Here is a 1,190-nt window from a genome sequence, read left to right on the forward strand (position 1 = left end):
ATGGCCAAAGAGAAATTCGCGCGTACGAAGCCGCACTGCAACATTGGCACGATCGGTCACGTGGATCACGGCAAGACGTCGTTGACGGCGGCGATCACGAAGGTTCTGGCCGAGACGGGCGGAGCGACGTTCACGGCCTACGACCAGATCGACAAGGCGCCGGAGGAGAAGGCGCGCGGGATCACGATCTCGACGGCGCACGTGGAGTACGAGACCACGAACCGGCACTACGCGCACGTGGATTGCCCCGGTCACGCCGACTACGTGAAGAACATGATCACGGGCGCGGCGCAGATGGACGGCGCGATCCTGGTGGTGTCGGCGGCCGACGGCCCGATGCCGCAGACGCGCGAGCACATCCTTCTGGCCCGCCAGGTCGGCGTTCCGGCGCTGGTGGTGTTCCTGAACAAGGTCGACCTCGTCGACGACGCCGAGCTCCTCGAGCTCGTCGAGATGGAGGTGCGCGAGCTCCTCTCCAAGTACGACTTCCCCGGCGACGACATCCCGATCACCAAGGGCTCGGCCAAGGTGGCGCTGGACAACGGCGACAAGGCGATCGGCCACGACGCCGTGCTGGCGCTGATGGCGAGCGTGGACGCCTACATCCCGCAGCCGGAGCGTCCGATCGACAAGCCGTTCCTGATGCCCATCGAGGACGTGTTCTCGATCTCGGGCCGCGGCACGGTGGTGACGGGTCGCGTGGAGCGCGGCATCGTCAAGGTCGGCGAGACGGTGGAGATCGTGGGCATCCGCGACACCCAGACCACGACGGTCACGGGCGTCGAGATGTTCCGCAAGCTGCTCGACCAGGGCCAGGCGGGCGACAACGTCGGCGTGCTGCTGCGCGGGACCAAGCGCGAGGACGTGGAGCGCGGCCAGGTCGTGTGCAAGCCCGGCTCGGTCAAGCCCCACACCAAGTTCAAGGCCGAGGCCTACATCCTCACCAAGGAGGAGGGCGGCCGCCACACGCCGTTCTTCACCAACTACCGCCCGCAGTTCTACTTCCGCACCACGGACGTGACCGGCGTGTGCGTGCTGCCCGAGGGCACCGAGATGGTGATGCCCGGCGACAGCGTGACCATGGACGTCACCCTGATCGTGCCGGTGGCCATGGAAGAGAAGCTGCGCTTCGCCATCCGTGAAGGCGGACGCACCGTCGGCGCAGGCGTCGTCGCCGCCATCAACGAGTA

1 protein-coding gene is annotated in these 1,190 nt (G+C 67.0%); it reads left to right on the plus strand.

The window, feature by feature from the left end; translation table 11 throughout:
- On the plus strand, nucleotides 1-1,190 hold a 1,190-nt coding region (gene tuf / locus ASF20_RS16095), incomplete at its 3' end, for an elongation factor Tu (protein ID WP_055949261.1).

Origin of the sequence: Methylobacterium sp. Leaf88, assembly GCF_001422795.1 — a bacterium.
GTDB lineage: Bacteria > Pseudomonadota > Alphaproteobacteria > Rhizobiales > Beijerinckiaceae > Methylobacterium.